23 protein-coding genes are annotated in these 20,809 nt (G+C 68.9%); 5 read left to right on the top strand and 18 right to left on the bottom strand.

Annotation, left to right across the window (positions count from 1 at the left end):
* Positions 1–25: 25 nt before the first annotated feature.
* A complete protein-coding gene (locus ACG0Z3_RS00830; RefSeq protein ID WP_394394522.1) occupies positions 26–646 on the bottom strand; it encodes an urease accessory protein UreH domain-containing protein in 621 nt (206 codons plus the stop codon).
* A 9-nt stretch (positions 647–655) separates the two neighbouring features.
* A complete protein-coding gene (hemN, locus tag ACG0Z3_RS00825) occupies positions 656–2,038 on the bottom strand; it encodes an oxygen-independent coproporphyrinogen III oxidase (RefSeq protein ID WP_394394521.1) in 1,383 nt (460 codons plus the stop codon).
* Positions 2,039–2,154: 116 nt separating this feature from the next.
* On the opposite strand from hemN, the gene fnr reads away from it, so the two are divergent.
* Together fnr and ACG0Z3_RS00815 are read left to right on the top strand one after the other, a co-directional pair.
* A complete protein-coding gene (gene fnr / locus ACG0Z3_RS00820) occupies positions 2,155–2,916 on the top strand; it encodes a fumarate/nitrate reduction transcriptional regulator Fnr (RefSeq protein ID WP_394395354.1) in 762 nt (253 codons plus the stop codon).
* 76 nt (positions 2,917–2,992) lie between these two features.
* The gene (locus ACG0Z3_RS00815) at positions 2,993–4,348 is read left to right on the top strand and encodes an NAD(P)/FAD-dependent oxidoreductase (RefSeq protein WP_394394519.1); all 1,356 of its coding nucleotides are present in this window, start codon (positions 2,993–2,995) and stop codon (positions 4,346–4,348) included.
* Here the strand turns inward: ACG0Z3_RS00815 and ACG0Z3_RS00810 are convergent.
* The 9 genes from ACG0Z3_RS00810 to ACG0Z3_RS00770 are packed head-to-tail and all read right to left on the bottom strand — an operon-like array spanning position 4,290 to position 11,843.
* A complete protein-coding gene (locus ACG0Z3_RS00810) occupies positions 4,290–4,583 on the bottom strand; it encodes a hypothetical protein (protein WP_394394518.1) in 294 nt (97 codons plus the stop codon). The genes ACG0Z3_RS00815 and ACG0Z3_RS00810 overlap by 59 nt on opposite strands.
* On the bottom strand, positions 4,580–4,846 hold the full coding sequence (locus ACG0Z3_RS00805) for a hypothetical protein (RefSeq protein ID WP_394394517.1): 267 nt from the start codon (positions 4,844–4,846) through the stop codon (positions 4,580–4,582). The genes ACG0Z3_RS00810 and ACG0Z3_RS00805 overlap by 4 nt, the downstream gene beginning before the upstream one ends.
* Before the next feature lie 16 nt (positions 4,847–4,862).
* The gene (gene ccoG / locus ACG0Z3_RS00800; RefSeq protein ID WP_394394516.1) at positions 4,863–6,293 is read right to left on the bottom strand and encodes a cytochrome c oxidase accessory protein CcoG; all 1,431 of its coding nucleotides are present in this window, start codon (positions 6,291–6,293) and stop codon (positions 4,863–4,865) included.
* A 4-nt stretch (positions 6,294–6,297) separates the two neighbouring features.
* Complete coding sequence (gene ccoP / locus ACG0Z3_RS00795) at positions 6,298–7,215, bottom strand: cytochrome-c oxidase, cbb3-type subunit III (protein ID WP_394394515.1); 918 nt, start codon at positions 7,213–7,215, stop codon at positions 6,298–6,300.
* Positions 7,212–7,343, bottom strand: coding sequence for a cbb3-type cytochrome oxidase subunit 3 (locus ACG0Z3_RS00790; RefSeq protein ID WP_268169044.1), 132 nt, complete (start codon positions 7,341–7,343; stop codon positions 7,212–7,214). Before ACG0Z3_RS00790 ends, ccoP begins: the two co-directional genes overlap by 4 nt.
* 12 nt (positions 7,344–7,355) lie before the next feature.
* Positions 7,356–7,979: a cytochrome-c oxidase, cbb3-type subunit II gene (gene ccoO, locus ACG0Z3_RS00785; RefSeq protein WP_394394512.1), complete on the bottom strand. Its 624-nt coding sequence runs from the start codon at positions 7,977–7,979 to the stop codon at positions 7,356–7,358.
* Between the two features lie 10 nt (positions 7,980–7,989).
* On the bottom strand, positions 7,990–9,438 hold the full coding sequence (gene ccoN, locus ACG0Z3_RS00780) for a cytochrome-c oxidase, cbb3-type subunit I (protein ID WP_394394510.1): 1,449 nt from the start codon (positions 9,436–9,438) through the stop codon (positions 7,990–7,992).
* Positions 9,439–9,484: 46 nt separating this feature from the next.
* Positions 9,485–9,634 (bottom strand): cbb3-type cytochrome oxidase assembly protein CcoS, encoded by a 150-nt coding sequence (gene ccoS / locus ACG0Z3_RS00775; RefSeq protein ID WP_268169041.1) that lies wholly within the window; start codon positions 9,632–9,634, stop codon positions 9,485–9,487.
* A gap of 1 nt (position 9,635) precedes the next feature.
* Positions 9,636–11,843, bottom strand: coding sequence for a heavy metal translocating P-type ATPase (locus tag ACG0Z3_RS00770; protein WP_394394508.1), 2,208 nt, complete (start codon positions 11,841–11,843; stop codon positions 9,636–9,638).
* A 129-nt stretch (positions 11,844–11,972) separates the two neighbouring features.
* On the opposite strand from ACG0Z3_RS00770, the gene ACG0Z3_RS00765 reads away from it, so the two are divergent.
* The gene (locus ACG0Z3_RS00765) at positions 11,973–12,416 is read left to right on the top strand and encodes a cupin domain-containing protein (RefSeq protein ID WP_394394506.1); all 444 of its coding nucleotides are present in this window, start codon (positions 11,973–11,975) and stop codon (positions 12,414–12,416) included.
* Between the two features lie 15 nt (positions 12,417–12,431).
* Here the strand turns inward: ACG0Z3_RS00765 and ACG0Z3_RS00760 are convergent, their stop codons facing one another.
* The gene (locus tag ACG0Z3_RS00760) at positions 12,432–13,154 is read right to left on the bottom strand and encodes a glutathione S-transferase family protein (protein WP_394394504.1); all 723 of its coding nucleotides are present in this window, start codon (positions 13,152–13,154) and stop codon (positions 12,432–12,434) included.
* A 101-nt stretch (positions 13,155–13,255) separates the two neighbouring features.
* On the opposite strand from ACG0Z3_RS00760, the gene ACG0Z3_RS00755 reads away from it, so the two are divergent.
* Positions 13,256–14,467, top strand: coding sequence for a polyhydroxyalkanoate depolymerase (locus tag ACG0Z3_RS00755; RefSeq protein WP_394394502.1), 1,212 nt, complete (start codon positions 13,256–13,258; stop codon positions 14,465–14,467).
* A 12-nt stretch (positions 14,468–14,479) separates the two neighbouring features.
* Here the strand turns inward: ACG0Z3_RS00755 and glmM are convergent, their stop codons facing one another.
* The 4 genes from glmM to ACG0Z3_RS00735 all read right to left on the bottom strand — a co-directional run bounded on the left by glmM (position 14,480) and on the right by ACG0Z3_RS00735 (position 19,389).
* Positions 14,480–15,811: a phosphoglucosamine mutase gene (glmM, locus tag ACG0Z3_RS00750; protein ID WP_394394500.1), complete on the bottom strand. Its 1,332-nt coding sequence runs from the start codon at positions 15,809–15,811 to the stop codon at positions 14,480–14,482.
* The gene (gene folP / locus ACG0Z3_RS00745; protein ID WP_394394498.1) at positions 15,808–16,668 is read right to left on the bottom strand and encodes a dihydropteroate synthase; all 861 of its coding nucleotides are present in this window, start codon (positions 16,666–16,668) and stop codon (positions 15,808–15,810) included. The genes glmM and folP overlap by 4 nt, the downstream gene beginning before the upstream one ends.
* A gap of 59 nt (positions 16,669–16,727) precedes the next feature.
* Positions 16,728–18,629, bottom strand: a complete 1,902-nt coding sequence (gene ftsH, locus ACG0Z3_RS00740; protein WP_394394496.1) for an ATP-dependent zinc metalloprotease FtsH — start codon at positions 18,627–18,629, stop codon at positions 16,728–16,730.
* An 85-nt stretch (positions 18,630–18,714) separates the two neighbouring features.
* Complete coding sequence (locus tag ACG0Z3_RS00735) at positions 18,715–19,389, bottom strand: RlmE family RNA methyltransferase (RefSeq protein ID WP_394394494.1); 675 nt, start codon at positions 19,387–19,389, stop codon at positions 18,715–18,717.
* A gap of 20 nt (positions 19,390–19,409) precedes the next feature.
* Between ACG0Z3_RS00735 and ACG0Z3_RS00730 the strand changes: the two genes are divergently transcribed.
* A complete protein-coding gene (locus ACG0Z3_RS00730) occupies positions 19,410–19,883 on the top strand; it encodes a YhbY family RNA-binding protein (RefSeq protein WP_394394493.1) in 474 nt (157 codons plus the stop codon).
* On the opposite strand, the gene ACG0Z3_RS00725 is transcribed toward ACG0Z3_RS00730, so the two are convergent.
* Positions 19,861–20,304, bottom strand: a complete 444-nt coding sequence (locus ACG0Z3_RS00725; protein ID WP_394394492.1) for a DUF4149 domain-containing protein — start codon at positions 20,302–20,304, stop codon at positions 19,861–19,863. The two genes, ACG0Z3_RS00730 and ACG0Z3_RS00725, sit on opposite strands and share 23 nt — an antisense overlap.
* Entirely contained in the window at positions 20,304–20,780 is a 477-nt protein-coding gene (gene greA, locus ACG0Z3_RS00720) for a transcription elongation factor GreA (RefSeq protein WP_394394491.1), read from the bottom strand. Before greA ends, ACG0Z3_RS00725 begins: the two co-directional genes overlap by 1 nt.
* Between the last annotated feature and the right edge of the window lie 29 nt (positions 20,781–20,809).

The raw sequence follows: 20,809 nt of genomic DNA, 5'->3' as shown, positions 1-20,809 counted from the left end.
AAACCGCGCGAGTTTATGGCTGGCGTCAGCAGGCCAGCGCCACGCGCTGCCACACGCCATGCGCCAAGCCCCAGCCGGCGCCGATGGCCAGCGTCAGCCCGGCCAGGCGCAGCGCCAGCACATCGCCGTCAGCGCCACGCTTGAGCAGCCGGGCCCGCCACAGCGGCCCCAGCAGCAGGCCCGGCGTGCTGGCCAGCGCGAAGCCGGCCATCGCAACACCGCCACTCAGCGCCGAGCCGGTGAGGCTGGCCATCAGCAGCGCGCCCTGCAGCAGGCCGCAGGGCATCAGCACCCAGGCCACGCCGGTCACGAGGGCATGGCGCGGCTGCGGCCGCCAACGGATGCTGCCCAGCCAGGCTGGCATGCGGCCACGCACCAGCAGCAGCAGCCCGAACAGCAGCAGCGCCGCCTGCAGCAGCGCCCAGGCAGGCTGCAGCAGCGTGATGCCTTGCGTGGCCTGGGCCAGCAACTGGGCCGAGGCCGCCGCCGCCGCGCCGCCGGCCGCATAGCCCAGCACGCGCCCGGCCAGCAGCTTGAACGGGCGGCGTCCGCCCGCCAGCGCGCACGGCGCGCTGCACATGGCGGCGCAATGCGGCATGCCCGCCAGCCCGAGCAGCGCGACGGACAGGATGAGGGCGAGGTCCACGGGGGTGAATCAGATGATCTTTGAGAAGCGCTCGCGGCTCGCGTCGGCCTGCAGGTGGCGGTCGAACACGGCCGCCACGGCGCGCACGAAGTACCAGCCCAGCGGCGTGACCTGGATGGCACCAGGCTCCAGCGACACCAGGCCCTGTGCGGCCATCGGCGCGAGCCGCGCCAGCTCGGACGCGAAGTAGCTCGGCACGTCAACGAGGTAGGACGCCGCGATGGACTCGAACTCCACGCGCCCCTGGCACATCAGCGCCATGATGACGGCGCGGCGCAGCAGGTCGTCGCGGTTCAGCGCCAAGCCGCGCTGCACGGGCAGCTGCTGCTGGTTCAGCGCGTCCTCGTACTCCTCCAGCGTCTTGGCGTTCTGCGCATAGGTCGCACCCACGCGGCTGATGGACGACACGCCCAGGCCCACGAGGTCGCAGTCCGGCTGCGTGGAGTAGCCCTGGAAGCCGCGGTGCAGCAGGCCCTGGCGCTTGGCGACGGCCAGCGGATCGTCGGGCAGCGCGAAGTGATCCATGCCGATGTAGTCGTAGCCCTCGCCCAGCAGCGCGCTGATGGCGCCGGACAGCATGGCCAGCTTGTCGCCGGCCGGCGGCAGCAGCTCGGCCACGATGCGGCGCTGCGGCTTGAAGCGCTGCGGCAGGTGGGCGTAGGCGTACATCGCGATGCGGTCAGGCCGCAGCTCGGCCACCTGCGCGATGGTGCGGGCGAAGCTGGCCGGCGTCTGCAGCGGCAGGCCGTAGATCAGGTCCACGTTGGTGGACGAGAAGCCCAGCTCGCGGGCATGCTGCATCAGCGCGGCCACCTGTTCCAGCGGCTGCACGCGGTGCACGGCCTTCTGCACGGCGGTGTCGAAGTCCTGCACGCCGAAGGACAGCCGGTTGAAGCCCAGCCCGCGCAGGTGGGTCAGCCGGGTCAGGTCGACGGTGCGCGGATCCACCTCGATGGACAGCTCCGCGCCGGGCAGCAGCTTGAAGCGCTGGCGCAGCCGCGCCATCAGCTCGGTGAGCTCGGCGTCAGACAGGAAGGTCGGCGAGCCGCCGCCAAGGTGCAGCTGCGACACCGGCGCGGGGCCGCCCAGCGCGCCGGCGACGAGATCCATCTCGCGCGTCAGCGTGTCCAGGTAAGGCGCGGCACGCTCGTGGTGCTTGGTGATGATCTTGTTGCAGGCGCAGTAGTAGCAGAGCTGCTCGCAGAACGGGATGTGCACGTACACCGACAGCGGCTGGGCCGTGCCGCGCTGGCGCAGCGCCTGCAGATGCTGGGCACCCTGGTAGGCCTCGACAAAGCGGTCGGCGGTCGGGTAGGACGTGTAGCGCGGGCCTGAGACGTCGTGGCGGCGCAGCAGGTCGGCAAGCTCGAGTTGGGGGGGGCGTTCAGTCACAGCAGCCATGCCGCCACTGTGCCGATGCCGGCGTGCCCGGGCCTTGACGCAGGTCAAGGCCCACGCCGGTGGCGTAGCAAAGAATGCCAGCCATGTTGACGACCCTCCCCCGCCCGATGAGCGTGAATCTCAACGCCGCGCCGTCGGCACCCGCCGCCAACGCATCCCTCGAACCCTTGAAGGTCGCCTGCGCCAGCTGCAACCTGCGCGAGCTGTGTCTGCCGGTGGGCCTGAATTCGGGCGAGCTGCAAAAGCTCGACGGCTTGGTAGCCCAGCGCCGCACGGTACCGCGCGGCGAGCACCTGTTCCACAACGGCGAGCGCTTCGAGGCGCTGTACGCAGTGCGCACCGGTTTCTTCAAAACCTGCGTGGGCAGCGAGGACGGGCGCGACCAGGTGACCGGCTTCCAGATGGCCGGCGAGCTGCTAGGCCTGGACGGCATCAGCAGCGACCGCCACAGCTGCGATGCAGTGGCGCTGGAGGACTCGTCCGTCTGCGTGATCCCCTACACGCAGCTGGAAGGGCTTTCGCGCGAGTTCAGCGTGCTGCAGCACCAGTTCCACAAGATCATGAGCCGCGAGATCGTGCGCGACCACGGCGTGATGCTGCTGCTGGGCAATATGCGCGCCGAGGAACGACTGGCCGCCTTCTTGCTGAACCTGACGCAGCGCCTGCATGCCCGCGGCTTTTCCAGCTCCAGCCTGGTGCTGCGCATGACACGCGAGGAGATCGGCAGCTACCTGGGCCTGAAACTGGAGACGGTGAGCCGCACCTTCTCGCGCTTCCAGGACGAGGGGCTGATGGAGGTCAAGCAGCGCCAGCTGCGCATCCTCGACCTGGCCGGCCTGCAGGCGCTGGTGAACAACAGCCCCTGCTGAGCGCAGCGTCCCAGCGCCACGCTGGGCCATCGCACGCCGGCGACGTGCCTTGCGGCCGGCCGCCTAGGATGGCGGCATGCGTTCTCACGTGCTCATCGTCGGCTGCGGCTTCGGCGGCCTGGAGGCGGCCCGCGCCCTGCGCGGCGCCGATGTCGACATCACCGTCGTCGACAAGACCAACCACCACCTTTTCCAGCCCTTGCTCTACCAGGTAGCGACGGCCGGGCTGTCAGCGCCGTCGATCGCGGCGCCCATCCGCCAGCTGTTCCGCCGCCAGCCCGAGGTCACCACGCTGCTGGGCGAGGTCGTCGCGGTGGACGCTGCCGCGCAGACGGTCACGCTGAGGGACGGCGCCCGACTGCGCTGGGATCACCTCATCGTCGCCGCCGGCGCCACGCACAGCTACTTCGGACGTGATGACTGGGCGCCGCATGCGCCGGGGCTGAAGACGTTGGACGATGCGTTCGAGATCCGCCGCCGCGTGCTGATGGCCTTCGAGGCGGCCGAGCGCGAGGACGACCCGGCGCGGCGCGCGGCCTGGCTGCAGTTCGTCGTCGTCGGCGCCGGGCCCACGGGCGTGGAGCTGGCCGGCACGCTGGCCGAGATCGCCCGCCACACGCTGCCCGGCGAGTTCCGCCGCATCGACCCGCGCCAGGCCCGCATCCTGCTCGTGGAAGGCGGCCCGCGCGTGCTGGCCAGCATGCCCGAGACCCTCAGCGAGCGCGCCCGCGAGCAGTTGGCGGCGCTGGGCGTGGAGGTGCGGCTGTCCACGCGCGTGACCGGCATCGATGAGCAGGGGCTGGACCTGGGCACCGCCGACGGGCCACTGCGCCTGCCCAGCCGCTGCGTGCTGTGGGCGGCCGGTGTGGCGGCGTCTCCGCTAGGCCGGGTGCTGGCCGGCGCCACCGGCTGCGCGCTGGACCGAGCCGGGCGCGTCGTCGTCGAACCCGACCTGAGCGTGCCAGGCCACCCGCGCATCCAGGTCATTGGCGACCTGGCCGCCGCGCACAGCCACGCGCCGGGGCGCGAGCCGCGGCCGGTGCCGGGGGTGTCGCCCGGCGCCAAGCAGATGGGGCGCTGTGCGGCAGCCAACATCCGCCGGCAGCTGCGCGGCGCGGCCACGCAGGCCTTCCGCTACGCGGACTACGGCAACCTCGCCACCATCGGCCGCCACAGCGCCGTGGTGGATCTGGGCACGCCGGCCGGCGCGCTGCGCTTCTCAGGCTACTTCGCGTGGCTGTTCTGGCTGTTCGCCCACGTGTACTTCCTGATTGGCTTCCGCAACCGCTTCGTCGTGCTGCTGGACTGGGCCTGGGCCTACTGGACCTACGACCGCGGTGCGCGCGTCGTGCCCGGCGGCACGCCAGCCGGGCTCAGTGTGGCCAACCCGGTGCGTGACGCGGCACGCGACGACCATCGTCCGGCAGGTTGACCAGCAGCAGCGCGAGGCTGGCGCCGACGGCGATGACGCCCCAGAAGATCAGGAAGCTCAGCGTGTAGACGGCCTGGGGCGACAGATCCACCGGTGCGCCGCCAAACCAGCGCAGGTCCTGCGGGTCGACGACGGAGAACACCAGCGCCTCCATCACACCGGCCGCCAGGAAGGACGCCCAGGCCACGGCCATCGCGAACCGCGCGATACGCGACGGCCCGGGAGCGCCCGTCACCGCGAGGCTCCGGGGGCGCCGGTGGCGGCGTGGTTGCGGCCCATCATGGCAGGCACGGGGTCACCGGCGTTGGCGCGCGGGTCGGCAGCGTCGCTGCCCTCGGCCGCTGCCGGGGCGGTGACGTGCAGCTGCAGCGGCGGGTCGGGGTGGCGGATGGCCAGCGCCAGCGTGATGAAACTGGCCACGACGACCGCGGCCGGACCGCCGGCCACCAGCCAGACCATGGGCTCACGCCAGGCGGATGCGGAGTTGGATGCAGACATCAGGGTCTCCCTGCCGTCAACGCGGCACGACGAAAGTGGATTTCTCGCTCACGGACTCGGCCGCATCGCCGAGGCGCACGATGCGCCAGCGCACCGGGTGCGCGCCGGACTTCAGGCCCTGGGCGATCTCGGGCGGCACACGCAGCCCGACGGCCACCCAGCGCGCATCGGCCGGGCCGATGTCCACCGTGGTGGCCTGGCTCAGCACCAGGCCGGGCAGGCCGTCGGCCTCCAGGCGGTAGCGCTGCGGCGCCTCGGTGGCGTTCATGATCTGCAGGCGGTAGACGTTCTCGACCCAGCCGTCTTCCACCAGCCGCGCCAGCGCGGCACGGTCGCGGACGATGTCGACCCGGAAGCTGTGGCGCGACAGCAGGCTCCACAGCAGCGCAACGCTGATCAGCAGCAGCACGCCGCCATAGATCAGTACGCGCGGCCGCAGCACGCGGCGCCAGCGCTGCGCGCCTTCCAGCCGCTGCTCCAGGCCGTTCTCGGTGTCGTAGCGCACCAGGCCGCGCGGCGTGCCCATCTTGTCCATCACGCCGTTGCACACATCCACACAGGCGGCGCAGCCGATGCATTCGTACTGCAGGCCGTCGCGGATGTCGATGCCGGTGGGGCAGACCTGCACGCACAGGCCGCAGTCGATGCAGTCGCCCAGCGCTGCCGTGCGCTCCTCGCCCTTCTTGCGCTTGGCGTTGTTGCCACGCGGCTCGCCGCGCACGGGGTCGTAGCTGACGATGAGCGTGTCGCGGTCGAACATGGCGCTCTGGAAGCGCGCATACGGGCACATGTACTTGCAGACCTGCTCGCGCATGTAGCCGGCATTGCCGTAAGTGGCAAAGCCGTAGAACAGCACCCAGAACGTCTCCCACGGCCCCAGGCCCAGCGCCAGCACCTCGGCGCCCAGCGTGCGGATGGGCGTGAAGTAGCCGACGAAGGTGAAGCCGGTCCACAGCCCGATGGCGATCCACACGACCTGCTTGCCGCTCTTGCGCCACAGCTTGTTGACGGACCAGGGCGCCTTGTCGAGTTTGAGCCGCGCGTTGCGGTCGCCCTCGAACCAGCGCTCCACCTTCATGAAGATCTCGGTGTAGACCGTCTGCGGGCAGGCGTAGCCGCACCACAGCCGGCCGGCCACGGCGGTGAACAGGAACAGCGCGTAGGCCGAGATCATCAGCAGGGCCGTGAGGTACACGAAGTCCTGCGGATAGAGCACCAGCGCGAAGACGTAGAAACGCCGCGCGTCCAGGTCGAAGAGCACGGCGGGCCGGTCACCCCAGCCCAGCCAGGGCAGACCGTAGAACACCAGCTGCGTCAGCGCGACGATGGCCCAGCGCCAGCGCGCGTAGAAGCCATCCACCGAACGCGGCTGGATCTTGTCCTCCGACCGGTAGAGTCGGATGACCTGCGTGGCATCGCCCGGGCCGGGCGCGGCGGGAGAGGTCATGGGCTCAGCGGGCGGCAGCGACGCCCTGCGACTGCGACAGGCTCCAGACGTAGGCCGCCAGCACGCGGATCTGCTCTGGCGTCAGACGCTCGCCGTGGGCGGGCATCACGTTGTGCTTGCCGTTGTTGACCATCGCGACGATGGCCGCCTCGCCCCAGCCATGCAGCCAGACCTTGTCAGACAGGTTGGGTGCGCCCAGCGCCGGGTTGCCCTTGCCACCCATGCCGTGGCAGGCCGCGCAGGCCGTGAACTTGGGCTTCCCCAACTGCGCATACAGCGGGTTGTGGGCGCTGCCGGACAGCGACATCACGTAGTGCGCGACGTTGCGCACGTCCTCACTGGTGCCCACCGCGGCGGCCATGGGCGGCATCATGCCGTTGCGGCCCTGAGCGATGGTCTGCGTGATGGCCTCAACCTCGCCGCCCCACAGCCAGTCGCTGTCGGTCAGGTTGGGGAAGCCCTTGCTGCCCTTGGCGTCCGCACCGTGGCATTGCGCGCAGTTGTTGGCGAACAGGCGCTCGCCGATGCCGTGGGCCTGCGGGTCCTTCGCCAGTTGCTCGGGCGTCTTGTCGGCAAAGGCGGCATAGACCGGCGCCATCGTGGCGCGGGACTGGGCCGTGTCGGCCGCGTGCTCGCCCAGGCTGGTCCAGCCGAGCTTGCCGGCTTCGCTGCCCAGGCCCGGGTAGAGCGCCAGGTAGATGCCGGAGAACACGATGGTCAGCACGAACAGACCCATCCACCACAGCGGCAGCGGGTTGTTCAGTTCGCGAAGGTCCTCGTCCCACACATGGCCGGTGGTGTTGTCGTTTGCCATCACCTGGCGGCGGCTGGCGATGATGAGCAGCACCACGCAGGCGATCAGGCCGCCCACGGTCGCGGCGGCGATGAAGATCGACCAGCCGCTGCTGAAGAAATCACTCATTGCTCCCCCCCTTCAAACGGCAGACGGGATGCAGCATCGAAGCGGCCACGCCAGGCCCAGACCACGATGCCGATGAAGACGGCCAGCGACACCAGGGTCACGGCCACACGGAGTTCGTTGATGCCCATGATCGGGCTCCTTCACTTCTTGGAGGTGCCAAGCACCTGCAGATAGGCCACCAGCGCGTCCAGCTCGGTCTTGCCGGCCACATCCTTGGACGAGGCCTGCACCTCGGCGTCGGTATAGGGCACGCCCAGCAGCTTCATTGCCGACAGGCGGGCCGGCATGCCGGCGGCATCGACCGGGGCCGTCGCCAGCCACGGGTAGGCGGGCATGTTGGACTCGGGCACCAGGTCACGCGGGTTGATCAAGTGGATGCGGTGCCAGTCGTCGCTGTACTTGCCGCCCACGCGATGCAGGTCGGGGCCGGTGCGCTTGCTGCCCCACTGGAAGGGGTGGTCCCAGACGAATTCGCCCGCGGTGGAGTAGTGGCCATACCGCAGCGTCTCAGCGGCAAGCGGGCGAATCATCTGCGAGTGGCAGTTGTAGCAGCCCTCGCGCAGATAGACGTCACGCCCGGCCAGCTGCAGGGCCGTGTAGGGCTTGAGCCCATCGGCCGGCTGCGTGGTGGAACGCTGGAAGAACAGCGGCACGATCTCGACGATGCCGCCGACCAGCACGGTCAGCAGCACCAGCACGATCATCAGCAGGTTGCTGGTTTCGATGCGCTGATGGCCGGTGACAGCTTGTTGGTGATTGCTCATGTGAATTCCTTCAGGCGTGGGCCAGTTCGACGCTGGGGATGCGCACCGGCTGCGGACGACCGGCCTGCACGGTCTTGATGACGTTCCAGCCCATCAGCACCATGCCCGCGAGGTACATCAGCCCGCCGACGAGACGGATCACGTAGAACGGCCAGGTGGCCTTGACGCTCTCGACGAAGGTGTAGACCAGCGTGCCGTCGGGGTTGACCGCGCGCCACATCAGGCCCTGCATGACGCCGGCAATCCACATCGCGGCGATGTAGAGCACGATGCCCAGCGTCGCAATCCAGAAGTGCAGCTCGATGGCGCTCTTGGAGTACATCTGCGTGCGGCCGTACATGCGCGGGATCAGGTGGTACAGGCAGCCCATGGAGATCAGGCCAACCCAGCCCAGCGCACCGCTGTGCACGTGGCCCACCGTCCAGTCGGTGTAGTGAGACAGCGCGTTGACCGTCTTGATGGACATCATCGGGCCCTCGAAGGTGGACATGCCGTAGAACGACAGCGCCACGATGAGGAACTTCAGGATGGGGTCGTCACGCAGCTTGTGCCAGGCACCCGACAGCGTCATGACGCCGTTGATCATGCCGCCCCAACTGGGTGCCAGCAGCACCAGGCTGAAGATCATGCCCACGCTCTGTGCCCAGTCGGGCAGCGCGGTGTAGTGCAGGTGGTGCGGGCCCGCCCACATGTAGGTGAAGATCAGCGCCCAGAAGTGGACGATGGACAGCCGGTAGCTGTAGACCGGGCGCTCGGCCTGCTTGGGGATGTAGTAGTACATCATCCCCAGGAAGCCGGCGGTCAGGAAGAAGCCGACCGCGTTATGGCCGTACCACCACTGCACCATTGCGTCCTGCACGCCAGCGTAGGCCGAGTAACTCTTGGTCAGGCTCACCGGAATGGCGGCGCTGTTGACGATGTGCAGCAGCGCCACGGCCAGGATGAAGGCGCCGAAGAACCAGTTGGCCACGTAGATGTGACGGATCTTGCGGGTGCCCACCGTGCCGAAGAAGACGACCGCGTAGGCCACCCAGACGACGGCGATCAGCAGGTCGATGGGCCACTCCAGCTCGGCATACTCCTTGCCGCTGGTGAGGCCCAGCGGCAGCGTGATGGCCGCCAGCAGAATGACCAGCTGCCAGCCCCAGAACGTGAACCACGCCAGCTTGGGCAGGAACAGCCGGGCCTGGCCGGTGCGCTGCACCACGTGATAAGACGTGGCGAACAGCGTGCAGCCGCCGAACGCGAAGATCACCGCGTTGGTGTGCAGCGGCCGCAGCCGCCCGTAGCTGAGCCACGGAATGCCGAAGTTCAACTCCGGCCAGGCCAGCTGCGCGGCGATGAACACGCCGACCGCCATGCCCACCACACCCCACAGCACGGCCGCCAGCGCGAAAGCGCGTACCGGTCCGTCCTCATATGTCGCCCCGACTGCTGCCGGGACCTTGTCGTTCGCCATCGCGACTCCTTAAGTCTGATGCGAAACATTCTTCTCGGACGGGCAGCTAGGTGCCTTGATCCTCATCAAGCAGGATGCGTTCGGCCTCGTGTTCGAACCCATCGAGTTGCCCGCTGTGCACAGCCCAGCCGAACACGGCCACGATGAGCAGCACCAACACGACCGAGAAGGGGATGAGCAGGTAGAGGATGTCCATGTCAGCGGGCCAGCCGTTGCGCGTTCAGCACGACCAGCAGGGAACTGGCCGCCATGCCGATGCCGGCCGCCAGCGGCGGCAGCAGGCCGGCCAGCGCCAGCGGCACACAGGCCAGGTTGTAGAGGGCCGACCAGGCGAGGTTCTGGCGCAGCACGCGGCGCGTGCGCAGCGCCAGCGCCAGCGCTAGCGGCAGCGCCGACAGGCGGTTGGAAACCAGCAGCGCATCCGCCGCGCTGCGCGCGAGCATGGCGCCCTGCCCCATCGCGATGCGCACGTCGGCCGCAGCCAGCACGGGCGCGTCGTTGATGCCGTCACCCACCATCAGCACACGCTCGCCATCGGCCTGCCAGCCACGCACGGCGGCCAGCTTGGACGCTGGCGTCGCGCCGGCCGTCCAGTCGGCCATGCCCAACATGTCGGCCATGCGCGCGACGGCGGCCGGCTGATCACCAGACAGCAGACGCACCCGCAGGCCCTGGGCCTGCAAGGCCGCCACGGCCTCGGCGGCATCAGCGCGCGTCACCTCGGCCAGATCCAGCCACAGCATGCAGGCCTCGCCGTCCGGGCCGAACGCCAGACGGGCCTCGGGGTCAGGGCTTGCGCTGACCCAGCCCGGCGCGCCCAGCCGCCACAGCTGGCCGGCCGCGTCGCGCGCCTCCACGCCCCGGCCGGCCACCTCGCGCACGTCGTGCCAGTTGCCAGCCGACGCGCCGTCGGCAATGGCCTGCGCGTGCGGATGGCGCGACAGCGCGGCCAAGCTGCGCGCCACCGGCAGCAGCGCATCGGCATCGGCGCCACGCGCCCAGTGGCGGCGCAGCAGCAGGCGGTCCTCGCTGAGCGTGCCGGTCTTGTCGAACACGACGGTACCGACCTCGCACAGCCGCTCCAGCGCCGACAGGTCGGCCAGCAGCAGGCCACGCCGCGCCAGCGCGCCGCTGGCCGTCAGCCAGGCGGCCGGCGCGGCGAGCGTCAGCGCGCAGGGGCAGGTGACGATCAGCACAGCCACCGCCACCGCGACGGCCCGCGAGGGCTCGATCCACCACCAGGCCAGGCCCGCCCCCAGCGCCAGCAGCAGCACCACGGCCGTGAAGCGGGCCGCCACACGATCGAGCACGCCGCCGGCAAGCGGGCGCTGACTCTGGGCCTGCTGCATGAGACGCACGATGCCCTGGGCGGTCGTGTCGGCGCCAACGCGCTGCACGGACACCACCAGCGACCCGTCCAGGTTGATGCTGCCTGCCACCACCGCATCGCCCGGCGCCTTGGGCACGGGGGCCGACTCGCCGGTCAGCAGGGCCTCGTTGACCAGGCCCTGACCGGCCAGCACCTGGCCGTCCGCCGCGAACGCCTCGCCTGCAGCGACGCGAATGCGGTCCCCCACGCGCAGCGCCTCGGGCGGCACGCGCTCACTGCGGCCGTCGTCCAGCAGGCGCTCGGCCGCACCGGGGAGCGCGCCCGCCACAGCCTCCAGCGCCTCAGCGGCCCGGTGCCGGGCCCCAAGCTCGAACCAGCGCGCCAGCAGCAGCAGCGCGACGAACATGGTCAGCGAGTCGAAATAGACCTCGTGGCCGAGCAGGCCCGCCGGGTCGAACAGCGCGCCGGTGCTGGCGACGAAGGTGACCGCGATGCCCAGCGCCACCGGTACGTCCATGCCCAGACGGCGCGCCTGGAGCTGGCGCCAGGCGCCGCTGAAGAACGGCCCGGCCGCGAATGCCATCACCGGCAGCGTCAGCACCCAGCTGCCCCAGCGCAACAGGCGGTCCAGGTCGGCGGACAGCTCGCCCGCCTCAGCCACGTAGGCTGGCGTGGCCAGCATCATGACCTGCATCATCAGGAAGCCGGCGACGAACAGCCGCCACAGGGCCTGGCGCCGCTCGCGGCGCCGCAACTCGCGCGCCGGGGCGGCGACGTCGGGCGTGACCTCGTAGCCGATGGCACGCAGCGCCGCCAACACGTCGGCCAGCGCCAGCTGAGCCGGCCGCCAGCGCAGCGACAGGCGGGCCGAGGCGGGGTTGACGCTGGCCTGCGCAACACCCGGCAGCTTCAGCAGCGCCGCCTCGATCAGCCCCGAGCAGGCCGCGCAGTGCATACCGGCCACCTGGAACTGCGACAGCGCCGCGCCACCGGTGCCGTCGGGCCAGGTGGTGAAGGGGGCAAGGGCTTGCGCGTCGGCTTGCGCCGCCTGCAGGCCTGGGGGAGGCACGCTCACGGTGCAGATGCTCGCCGCAACGAGCGGTGCAGGCCATGACTTGTGTCAAGCCCGCTGCAATCTCCGCGCCGGGCGGGAATGCGTCTTGCATGAGGCAGGCTCTCCTTCATTCGCCCAGGAGGGCATGCCATGTCGGACCTGTCAGACCCCATCGGCGCTGCGGCCACGCAGTTCTCCCATGTGAAGCCAGGCGACACGCCCTGGCGCAGCGACGGGCTGAGGGACTTCTTCCTCTACCGCGATCTCGGCGTCGCCGCCGCCACCCACGGCCGCGTCATCGCGCACCTGGTGAAGGCGAACCAGGCCCCGGAAAAGGGCACGGGCTGGCACCGCCATGAGGCGGATTTCCAGATCGTGCTGATGACCAAGGGCTGGGCCAAGTTCATGTACGAGGACAAGGTCACGTTGGTGGAAGCCGGCGACTGCGTGCACCAGCGGCCGGGCATCGTGCACTACCTGTTCGATTACTCGCCAGACATGGAATACCTGGAGATCGTGTCGCCCGCCGCCTTCGGCACGGTGGACGCGCCGGCAGCCACCGGGCACGTGCCCCCGCCCACGCCCTGGGCCTAGGAGCCTGTCGGGCTCCTAGAAGTCCATATCCAGGAGCTCGATCTCCTCGGGCTCCAGCTTGGCATCAGCCGTCCAGGCCTGCATCTCCGGCATCGCAAGGACGGTGTTGCAGTAGGCCGCGCAGGATGGGGGCAGTGGCACGTCGTAGGTCATGAAGCGGGTCGCCACCGGCGCGAAGAAGGCATCGGCCGCGCCGCGCTTGGCACCGAACAGGTAGGGCCCGCCGTAGGTTGCCAGGCAGTCGCTCCAGATGTCGACGATGCGCTCGATGTCCGGCTTGGCGCCAGCCCAGATCTTGTGCTTGGGGAAGCGCCCCTTCAGGTTCATCGGCAGCGCAGAGCGCAGATTGGCGAAGCCCGAGTTCATCTCGCCGCAGACGGCCCGCGCGTGGGCCCGCGCGACGCGATCCGCGGGCCACAGGCCGGCCTTGGGGAAGCTCTCGTTCAGGTACTCGGCGATCGCCATGTTGTTCCACACCGTGACACCGTCATGGCGCAGGCAGGGCACGCGGATGGACGGGGCCAGCAACAGCAGCTCCTTGCGCGCGTCCTCGTCGTCGAGCGAGACCATGACCTCCTCAAAGGCCAGGCCCACAAAGCGGGTCAGCAGCCAGCCGCGCAGCGACCAGGACGAGTAGTTCTTGCTGCTCAGCGTGAGCGTGGCAGCAACGGGCGCAGGCCGGGCGCTTTTGCGTGCCGGGGTCTTGGCCGGTTTCCGGGTCGGCGTGGCAACGGGCATGGGGCGTCTCCTGTCGGTCATGCACCCGTTCGACGCAAGCCCCATGCCATGTTGGCGCGCTCCTTGCGTTGTTCACGACGGAGACCCCCACGGAGCGCGCCATGTATACCGCCTACCAAGTCCACACCGACCTGCTGTGGCCGCTGCGCGAGGCCACGCGGCTGTCGCTGCCGCTGCTGCAAGACCCGCATGTCGTCGCCCACCACTGGTGGGCCAGGCCGGCGGCCGCCGCAGGCCAGGTGTTCGAGCTGGCGCAGGTCACGCATGCCCGGCCAGATTGGCGCATCGACGAGATCACGAGCGGCGGCGAGCGCTGGCCGGTGGCCGAGGAGGTCGCGCTGACGACGCCGTTCGCGACGCTGCGGCGCTTCGCCAAGACAGGCGCGCCGGCCCAGCCCAAAGTACTGGTGGTCGCACCGATGTCCGGCCACTTCGCGACGCTGCTGCGCGAGACGGTGCGCACGCTGCTGCAGGACCACGACGTCTACATCACCGACTGGCTCAATGTGCGCGATGTGCCGCTGGCCGCCGGCCGTTTCGGGCTGGACGAGTACACCCAGCACTTGATCGACTTTCTGGCCCACCTGGGCCCGAACTCGAACGTCGTCGCTGTCTGCCAGCCCTGCGTCAGCGCGCTGTGTGCCGTCGCGCTGATGGCCGAGGACGAGCACCCTGCCACACCGGCAAGCCTGACACTGATGGCCGGCCCCATTGACTGCCGTGTAAGCCCCACGGCCGTGAATGCGCTAGCCACGAGCAAGCCCATCGGCTGGTTCAGGAAGAACCTCATCAGCGTCGTGCCGTGGCAGCACGCCGGCGCCGGGCGACGCGTCTACCCGGGCTTTGTGCAGCTGTCGGCGTTCATGAGCATGAACCAGGACCGGCACGCCAATGCGTTCAAGGACCACTACAAGCACCTGGTCGCCGGCGAGTTCGACAAGGCGCGGATCACGCGCAACTTCTACGAGGAGTACATGGCGGTCGCCGACCTGTCGGCGGACTTCTACCTGGAGACGGTCGAGCGCGTCTTCCAGACCTTCGACCTGCCGCGCGGCGAGATGATGTTCAAGGGCCGACGGGTCAACCCAGCAGCCATCCGCCGCACGGCGCTGCTCACCATCGAGGGCGAGCGCGACGACATCTGCTCAGTGGGCCAGACGCTGGCCGCGCAGGACCTGGCGAGCAGCCTGAAGCTCTACATGCGCACTCACTACATCCAGCCCAATGTGGGCCACTACGGCGTGTTCAGCGGGCGGCGCTGGCAGCACCAGGTCTACCCGCTGGTGCGACACGTCATCCAGGTGTCGCAGTAGCGCCCGCTGGGATCAGACTGCCACGGCGTCCACGAGGCGCTGCGCACAGCGCTGCGCCAGGCCGGCGTCCGAGGCTTCCACCATGATGCGCAGCAGCGGCTCGGTGCCCGATGCGCGGATCAGGATGCGGCCGCGGTCACCCAGCTCAGCGGTCACGGCGGCCTGCTCATCGGCCAGGCGCGGGCTGCTCTTCCAGTCCTGGCCGGCCTGCAGGCGCACGTTGATCAGCGTCTGCGGGAACAGGTTGACGTCGGCCAGTTGCTCGGCCAGCGTGCGGCCACTGCGGCTGACGGACTGCAGCACCAGCAGCGCGCTGACGATGCCGTCGCCCGTCGTGTGCTTGTCCAGCGCCAGCAGGTGACCCGAGCCTTCGCCCCCCAGTTGCCAGCCGCGCGCGACCAGTTCCTCCATGACGTAGCGGTCGCCCACCTTGGCGCGCACGAACTCGACATCGCGCGCGCGCAACGCCAGCTCCACAGCCATGTTGGTCATCAACGTGCCGACGGTGCCCGGCACACGCTGGCCCTGGGCCAGGCGGTCCGTGACCATCGCGTACAGCAGTTCGTCACCGTTGTAGAGGCGGCCGTTGCCGTCCACCAGCTGCAACCGGTCGGCGTCGCCGTCAAGCGCCACGCCGTAGTGGGCCCCATGAGACTTGACGGCCTCGACCAGCGCGCCCGGCGCCGTCGCGCCGAAGCCGGCGTTGATGTTGAAGCCATCGGGCTTGCAGCCGATGGAGATGACCTCGGCGCCCAGCTCGTGAAACACATCAGGCGCGACGTGATAGGCCGCGCCATGGGCAGCGTCGACGACGATCTTCAGGCCCTTGAGCGTGAGATCCGAGCCGAAGCTGTTCTTGCAGAACTCGATGTAGCGGCCGCGCGCATCCTCCAGGCGCTTGGCCCGGCCCAGGCTGGCCGAGTCCACCCATTGCGGCGCCTCGTCCAGCGCGGCCTCAACGTCCAGCTCCCAGGCGTCGGGCAGCTTCTCACCCTTGGCGGAGAAGAACTTGATGCCGTTGTCCTGGAAAGGGTTGTGTGAGGCGCTGATCACCACGCCCAGATCCTGGCGCAGCGCGCGCGTCAGGTAGGCCACGCCCGGCGTGGGCAGCGGCCCCGTCAGCAACACGTTGACGCCGGCGGACGCAAAGCCTGCCTCCAGCGCCGACTCGATCATGTAACCGGAGATGCGCGTGTCCTTGCCGATCAGCACGGTGGGGCGCTGGCTGGTCCTGCGAAGCACACGCCCCACGGCGTGGCCCAGGCGCAGCATGAAGTCAGGGGTGATTGGGCTTTGGCCGACGGTGCCACGCATGCCGTCAGTTCCGAAATACTTGCGGCTCATCGAGCGCTTCCTTCTCGTGCGGAGGGCGGCATTTTCGCCGCATCGACGGCCGCCCAGACCTTGAGCGCGTCCACGGTCGCAGCGACATCGTGCACACGAACAACATTTGCGCCGGCGCTGACGGCCCGAAGCGCCGCTGCCAGGCTGGCCGGCAGCCGCTCGCCCACCGGACGGCCGGTGATATCGCCCAACGTGCGCTTGCGCGACCAGCCCACCAGCAGTGGATACCCCAGCGCCGTCAGCTGTTGCTGGCCGGCCAGCAGGCACAGGTTGTGTTCGGCCGTCTTGGCGAAGCCGTAACCGGGGTCCAGCGCGATGCAGTCGGCCGGCAGGCCCGCAGCCTGCGCCGCCTGCGCGCGCTGGGCCAGGAAGCCCTCGACCTCTGCCACGACATCGTCGTAAACCGCCAGGTCCATCATGGATGCCGGCTCGCCGCGCATGTGCATCAGGCACACGCCCGCGCCGCTGCCGGCCACGGCCGCCAACGCGCCGGGCAACTGCAGCGCCTGAACGTCGTTGATGACGTCGGCGCCGGCATCCAGTGCGCGGCGCATGACCTCGGGCTTGTAGGTGTCCACCGAGACCGGCACGCCCATCGTCACGGCGGCGGTCAGCACATCGGCGATGCGGGCCCACTCGCCGTCGGCATCCACCCTGGGCGCGCCTGGCCGCGTGGACTCGCCGCCGATGTCCAGGATGTCGGCGCCTTCGGCCAGCAGCCGCTCGCAGTGGGCAATCGCCGCACGGCGGTCATCGTGCCGGCCGCCGTCGGAGAAGGAGTCCGGCGTCACATTGACGATGCCCATGACCAGGGGGCGGCTCAGGTCGAGGCGGAAGCGGCGGGTCTGCCAGTGCATGGTCGTCTATTGAAAGAAAAACGGGCCCTCGCGGGGCCCGTCTTGTGGGTGTGGCGGTCTCAGGCCGCAGCGGGAGCGCCGTCGGTGCTGACCGGCGGCGTGCCGCCGGAGGGGCCGCTGCTGGGCGCCGAAGTACCGGCACCCGGCTCACGCGGCGGGCGGCCGGCCATGATGTCGAGGATCTGGTCGCGGTCGATGGTTTCCCACTTCATCAGCGCGGCCGTCATCACCTCGACCTTGTCACGGTTGTCTTCCAAGATCTTCTGGGCCACGGCGTACTGCTCGTCGAGGATGCGGCGGATCTCGCCGTCGACCTTCTGCTGCGTGCTCTCGCTGATGTTGGCCGTCTTGGTCATGCTGCGGCCAAGGAAGACCTCGCCCTCGTTCTCGGCATAGACCATGGGGCCCAGCGCCTCGCTCATGCCGTAGCGCGTGACCATGTCGCGGGCCATGCGGGTGGCGCGCTCGTAGTCGTTGGAGGCGCCGGTGGAGATGTCGTGGACAAACAGATCCTCGGCAATGCGGCCACCGAACAGGATGCTGATGCTGTTGAGCATCTGCTTGAAGTACAGGCTGTGCTGATCACGCTCGGGCAGCTGCCAGGTCACGCCCAGCGCACGGCCGCGCGGCATGATGGTGACCTTGTGAACCGGGTCGGTACCCGGCAGGCACTCGGCGACGATGGCGTGGCCGGACTCGTGGTAGGCCGTGGCACGCTTCTCGTCCTCGGTCATGACCATGCTCTTGCGCTCGGGGCCCATGTAGAGCTTGTCCTTGGCGCGCTCGAAGTCGATCATTTCCACGAGACGGCCGCCGCGGCGCGCCGCGAACAGCGCAGCCTCGTTGACCAGGTTGGCCAGATCGGCGCCGCTCATGCCCGGCGTGCCGCGGGCCAGGATGGACGCGTTGACGTCCTGGCCGATGGGCACCTTGCGCATGTGCACGTTCAGGATCTGCTCGCGGCCGCGGATGTCGGGCAGCGTCACGTAGACCTGGCGGTCGAAGCGGCCTGGGCGCAGCAGCGCGGGGTCCAGGATGTCCGGGCGGTTGGTGGCTGCGATGACGATGACGCCGAGGTTGGTGTCGAAGCCGTCCATCTCGACCAGCATCTGGTTCAGCGTCTGCTCGCGCTCATCGTTGCCGCCGCCCAGGCCGGCGCCACGGTGGCGACCGACAGCGTCGATTTCGTCGATGAAGATGATGCAGGGCGCGCTCTTCTTGGCCTGCTCGAACATGTCGCGCACGCGGGCGGCGCCCACGCCGACGAACATCTCAACGAAGTCGGAGCCCGAGATCGTGAAGAACGGCACCTTGGCTTCGCCGGCGATGGACTTGGCCAGCAGGGTCTTGCCGGTACCCGGGGGGCCGACCATCAGCACGCCGCGCGGGATGCGGCCACCGAGCTTCTGGAACTTCTGCGGGTCTTTCAGGAAATCGACGAGTTCCTTCACCTCTTCCTTGGCCTCGTCGCAACCGGCGACATCGGCGAAGGTGATGGTGTTGTTGTTCTCGTCCAGCATGCGGGCCTTGGACTTGCCGAAGCTGAACGCCCCGCCTTTTCCACCGCCCTGCATCTGCCGCATGAAGTACACCCACACGCCGATCAGCAGCAGCATGGGCGCCCAGTTGATGAGCATGCTGACGAGGAAGCTCTGCTCCTCGCGGGGCTTGATGTCGAACTTGACGCCGTTGTTGCGCAGGTCACCCACCAGACCACGGTCCTGGTAGGTGGCCAGCGTGCGCAACTTGTTGCCTTCTGTGTCCTCGGCGTAGATGTCACCGGTGATGCCGTCAGGCAGCGTCACGGACTTGATGCGGCGCGCCTGGACGAGGTCCAGGAACTCCGAGTACGTCACCTGCTTGCCCGGTGCCGTGGTGCCGCCGAACTGCTTGACGACCGTGAACAGCACCAGTGCGATCACGATCCAGACGGCGAACTTAGAAAACCATTGATTGTTCACTGCGACTCCTTGGCCCTGATGGCCCAGCGCGGGTTTCAGGACAGTGGGGGCGATTTTAGGGGCGGCAAGGGGGCAACCCCTGTAATCAGCGGTTTTTCACCCCGATGCCGACCAAGAATGTCTCGGATGAGCGCTCACGGGAGGCCTTGGGCTTCACGACCTTGACGATCTTGAACTGGGCGCGAAACAGCTGCACCAGCTGGTCGTAGCCGCTGCCATGGAAGACCTTGGCCACCAGCGCGCCGTCCGGCTTGAGATGCTGGCTGGAGAAATCCACGGCCAGCTCGATGAGGTTGGAGATGCGCGCACCGTCAGTGGACGCAATGCCCGACAGGTTGGGCGCCATGTCAGACACGACGACATCCACCGGCCGCCCCGCCAGCGCAGCCTCCAGTTCCGCCAGCACGGCGTCCTCCTGGAAGTCGCCCTGGATGAACTGCACGCCCTCGATGGGCTCGAAGTCCAGCAGGTCCAGCGCAATGATGGTGCCGTTGAGCTGGCCCACCGCCGCCCCACCCTGCCCCGCCTCCTTGGGCGCAAACTTGCGGCGTAGGTACTGGCTCCAGGCGCCGGGCGTTGCACCCAGGTCGACGACGACCTGGCCCGGGCGGATCAGCTTGAGCTCCTCGTCGATTTCCTTCAGCTTGTAGGCCGCTCGGGAGCGGTAGCCGTCCTTCTGCGCCTGCTGCACATAGGGGTCGGACACATGGTTGTTCAACCACGCCTTGTTGAGCTTCTTGCTTTTTGTCTGCGTTTTCATGCCTACGGGATAATACGGTGATGCCTCAAATCAATCTCACACCCGCCCAGCGCAAGGACAAGCGCGCCGACGCCCACCATCTCGACCCGGTCGTGATGATCGGCGGCGACGGCCTCACCCCTGCCGTCGTGAAGGAAACCGACGCCGCGCTGAAGGCCCATGGCCTGATCAAGGTGCGGGTGCTGGGCGACGACCGCACGGCCCGCGAGGCAATGTTCGTGCAGCTCTGCGACGAGCTGAACGCGGCGCCCATCCAGCACATCGGCAAGCTGCTGGTGCTGTGGCGGCCGATTCCGGAAAAAGCAGTGGTCGAACGTACCGATGCCCGGCCCGGCCCGCGCGTCGTCAAGATCGTCAAGTTCTCCAAGAACGGCAACGGCCGTCCTCAGGTGGCCAAGCTCAAGGTGCTGGGCAACGAGCGCGTGGCGCAGGGTGGCGAGATCAAGCGCGCCAAGCGGCGCATGACCAGCGTCAAGAAGAACGTCGCTGACTGATCCACGCAAGGGCCAGCACCGCCAGGCCCTTCACGCCGAACAGCGCCAGCGAGGCGCCATGCAGCGCACCGAAGGACGCGACGCCCACGCCGGCCTTCGCGTCCGCCATCAGCGGCTGCAGGCCGTAGTAGCCGGCGATCGTGCAGAACAGCGCGACACCCGGCAGCGCCAGCCGCATCGAGAACGGATGGGCTTGTTCGCCGGCATCCGCCAGGTCGCGCGTGATGCGTCGCTCAATCATCATCAACACCAGCCCGAGCGCCAGACTGATCTGCGCCTCCAGCGCGAACACGCGAGCGACATAGGCGCCCGCCTGTGCGCGCTCCAGCACGGCGAACGCGCTGGGCGTCGCGACAACGGCAATGCACAGCAAAAGGCCGCCCCAGAGGGCGGCCAGCAGGGCCTGAAGCCGGCCGAACATCAGACGTAGCGAACTTCGATGATCTCGTAGCGGCGCACGCCGCCCGGGGCCTGCACCTCGGCCGTGTCGCCGGCTTCCTTGCCGATCAACGCGCGCGCGATAGGCGAGCCGATGGAGATGCGGCCCAGCTTGATGTCGGCCTCGTCGTCGCCGGTAATCTGGTAGGTCACGGCGTTGCCGCTGTCCTCGTCTTCCAGGTCTACGGTGGCACCGAAGACCACGCGGCCGCCAGCATCCAGCGTGGACGGATCAATGATCTGCGCGACGGACAGCTTGCCCTCGACTTCCAGGATGCGGCCTTCGATGAAGCCCTGCTTGTCCTTGGCCGCGTCGTACTCGGCGTTCTCGCTCAGGTCGCCCTGCGCACGCGCCTCGGCGATGGCCAGGATGACGGCCGGACGCTCCACCGTCTTCAGGCGGTGCAGCTCTTCCTTCAGCGCCTCGGCGCCGCGCTTGGTCAGGGGAATGGTGCTCATAGCTCTATCTGGGTCAGGCAAAAAAGAGA

The sequence above is a fragment of the Pelomonas margarita genome, assembly GCF_043555875.1.
Classification (GTDB): domain Bacteria; phylum Pseudomonadota; class Gammaproteobacteria; order Burkholderiales; family Burkholderiaceae_C; genus Pelomonas; species Pelomonas margarita.
Note: the sequence above shows the minus strand (reverse complement) of the source record. Positions and strands in the feature narration are given on the sequence as shown.